General features: G+C 67.5%; 3 protein-coding genes. All 3 read left to right on the top strand.

Annotation, left to right across the window (positions count from 1 at the left end; translation table 11 throughout):
- Positions 1-232 (top strand): hypothetical protein (locus BUA41_RS19410; RefSeq protein WP_217652850.1); only part of this gene is annotated, 232 nt, incomplete at its 5' end.
- A gap of 51 nt (positions 233-283) precedes the next feature.
- Positions 284-2,251, top strand: coding sequence for an aconitate hydratase (locus BUA41_RS18660; protein ID WP_072825720.1), 1,968 nt, complete (start codon positions 284-286; stop codon positions 2,249-2,251).
- A complete protein-coding gene (locus tag BUA41_RS18655; RefSeq protein WP_072825718.1) occupies positions 2,248-3,195 on the top strand; it encodes a hydroxymethylglutaryl-CoA lyase in 948 nt (315 codons plus the stop codon). The genes BUA41_RS18660 and BUA41_RS18655 overlap by 4 nt, the downstream gene beginning before the upstream one ends.
- Positions 3,196-3,209: the final 14 nt, after the last annotated feature.

Genomic DNA, 3,209 nt, shown 5'->3' with positions numbered 1-3,209 from the left:
GGAGCCCGGTTCACCGGGCGATGCCGGTCAACCCTCGCTCGCTGAAGCGAGCTCCCACGGGGATTGCAAAGCGGCGCTCGAGACGCTATTGCTTGACAACAACAACAAGACCCCGAGAAACATCATGAACAAGCTACCGACTTCCATGACCTCCACGGTCATTGCCCTGGCCCTGCCGCTAGCATCGCCACAAGTGCCAGCGCCGCCCTGCTTGGCAGGCAAAGTCCGTTGACGCGCCGTGCCGGCCAGCACCTGATTCACCCCACCTGGGAGGAGTCTCCCCATGGCTGAGAACCCGAGGGCCGAGACGCTGAGCCACAAGCTGATTGCCGCCCACCTGATCGACGGGAAAATGGTGCCGGGTGAGGAGATTGCCCTGCGCATGGACCAGGCCCTGCTGCAGGACATCCTCGGCACCCTGGTGATGCTCGAACTCGATGCCATGGGCGTCGACCGGGTCCGCACCTCGCCCAGCGTGCAGTACATCGACCATACCCTGATCCAGCAGGACAACATCAATGCCGATGCCCACCTGTTCCTGAAGAGCGCCTGCGAGCGCCTCGGCGTGTGGTACAGCGGCCCGGGCAACGGCATCAGCCATCCGGTGCACATGGAGCGCTTCGGCAGGCCCGGTGACAGTCTGGTGGGTTGCGACAGCCATACCACGGCCGCCGGCGCCCTGGGCATGCTGGCGATCGGTGCCGGTGGCATCGAGGTGGCCCTTGCCATGGCCGGCGAGCCGCTGTTCTTGCCCATGCCCACGATCGTCGGGGTGGAACTGACCGGCGAGTTGCCCGAGTGGGTCAGCGCCAAGGACATCGTGCTCGAACTGCTGCGCCGCCACGGGGTGGCCGGGTTCAGGAACTGCATTCTCGAATACCACGGCCCGGGACTAGCCGGGCTCGATGCCATGGATCGCCATGTGCTGGCCAACATGGGCACCGAGATGGGCGCGACGACCAGCGTGTTTCCCAGCGACGAGGTCACGCGCCGCTTCCTGGCCTCGCGCGGTCGCGAAGGCGACTGGCAGCCGCTGGCCGCCGACTCGGGCTGTCGCTACGACCGCGACGAGCACATCGACCTGTCGCGACTCGAGCCGCTGATCGCCCTGCCCTCGAGCCCGGACAAGGTGGTGCCGGTGTGCGAGGCGATCGGCGAGCCGGTCTATCAGGCCTATATCGGTTCCTCGGGCAATCCCGGCTATCGGGATTTCGCGGTGGCCGCCGAGATCGTCAAGGGGCGGCGGGTCGCCGACGGTGTCTCGCTGGACATCAACCCCTCGACGCGGCAGATACTTTCGGCGCTGATCGACGAGGGCCATCTTGCCGCCTTGATCGGTGCCGGCGCGCGCCTGCATGAACCCGGCTGCAACGGCTGTATCGGCATGGGCCAGGCGCCTGCCGCCGGGCGCAACAGCCTGCGCACCGTGCCGCGCAATTTCCCCGGACGCTCCGGCACCCGGGAGGACAGTGTCTTCCTGTGCAGCCCGGAAACTGCTGCCGCCTCGGCACTCCAAGGAGTGATCACCGATCCCCGCACCCTGGATATGCCCTGCCCCCGCCCACGGGAACCCGGGGACATGGCGGTGGATGAAGCGATGTTCGTGCCGCCGCTGCCGCCGGAAGAGGCCCGCAACGTGAACCTGCTGGCCACGGACAACACCCCGCCGCTGCCGGCACTGGAACCGCTGCCCGATACCCTCGACGCGCCGGTGCTGCTCAAGGTCGGCGACAACATCTCCACCGACGACATCATGCCGGCCGGGGCCCGGGTACTGCCGATCTGGAGCAATATCGAGGCTTCCGCCGCGCACACCTTCGAGGCGGTGGACGGCGGCTATGTCGAACGTGCCCGGGAACAGGGCGCGGCCGGGCATGTCATCGTCGCCGGCGACAACTACGGCCAGGGGTCGAGTCGCGAGAACGCCGCCCTGGTGCCGCGCTTTCTGGGCCTGCAGGTGGTGATCGCCAGGAGCATCGCCCGCATCCACTGGCAGAACCTGCCGTGCTTCGGGGTGCTGCCGCTGACTTTCGCCGATCCGGCGGACTTGGAGCGTCTCGACCGGGGCGCACGGCTGCGCATCGAGGATCTGCGTGGGCAATTGGCCCGGGGTCACGAGGTTGTCGCCACCCTGGGCAACGGCGCGCAACTGCGCCTGCGCCACGACCTCAGCAAACGCCAGCAAGCCATTCTTTCCGCCGGCGGCGTCATCAACTGGCTGAACATGTCATCCAAGGAGGCCCCCGCATGAGCCTGCTCACCCCGCCGGCCCACGTCGATATCGTCGAGGTCGCGCCCCGGGACGGTTTTCAGTCGATCGGCGACCCGTTGCCCACTGCGGAGAAAATTCGCTGTATCCAGGCATTGCTCGACGCCGGTATCACGCGGCTCGAGATCGGCTCCTTCGTCAGCCCCAGGGCGGTCCCGCAGATGGCGGATATCGGCGAGATCGTCGCGGCCTTCGTCGACCGGCCGGGTGTCCGTCTAGCGGCGCTGGTTCCCAACCTCAAGGGCGCCGAACTGGCGCTGGCCAGCGGCATTCGCGAGCTGGTGTTCGTGGTCTCGGTTTCCGAGACGCATAACCGGAGCAACGTGCGCCAGGGTGTCGCCGACTCCCTGGCGGGCCTGGCGGCCATCGTCGAACGCCTGCGCACCCTGGACGAGCCGGGCGGCATACGTCTGCGACTGGACCTGGGCACGAGTTTCGACTGCCCTTTCGATGGTCGCATCGCTTGGCCGCAGGTCGAGGCGGTGCTGGCCCCGGCTCTGGAGACGACCCGGGGCATCGAGTTGGAAGTCGCGCTCTGCGATACCACCGGCCGGGCCACGCCCTACCAGGTCGCAGAGCACTTCAGCCGACTCGGCGAGCGTTACCGCGATGGCCAGCTGCGCTGGGCGTTTCACGGCCACGACACCTACGGCATGGGGGTGGCCAACGCCCTGTTCGCCCTGCACCACGGCGCGACGGCACTGGATGTCTCCACCGCCGGGCTGGGGGGTTGTCCCTTCGCTCCCGGCGCCACCGGCAATACCGCCACCGAGGATCTGGTCTATGCGCTGCACGGCGGGCGGGTACACACCGGCATCGATCTCTGTCGCCTGCTCCAGGCCGCCGACAGGATCGCTGCCCTGCCCGGCGGCCAGACCGCCAGCCATCTGCGCAGTGTCCCTAGAGAAAAACTGACGAAATGCTGAATCAACGGGTTCTT

Source organism: Modicisalibacter ilicicola DSM 19980, from assembly GCF_900128925.1.
Lineage (GTDB): Bacteria > Pseudomonadota > Gammaproteobacteria > Pseudomonadales > Halomonadaceae > Modicisalibacter > Modicisalibacter ilicicola.
The sequence above is the reverse complement of the archived record's forward strand: the minus strand, read 5'-3'. Positions and strand labels throughout refer to the sequence as shown.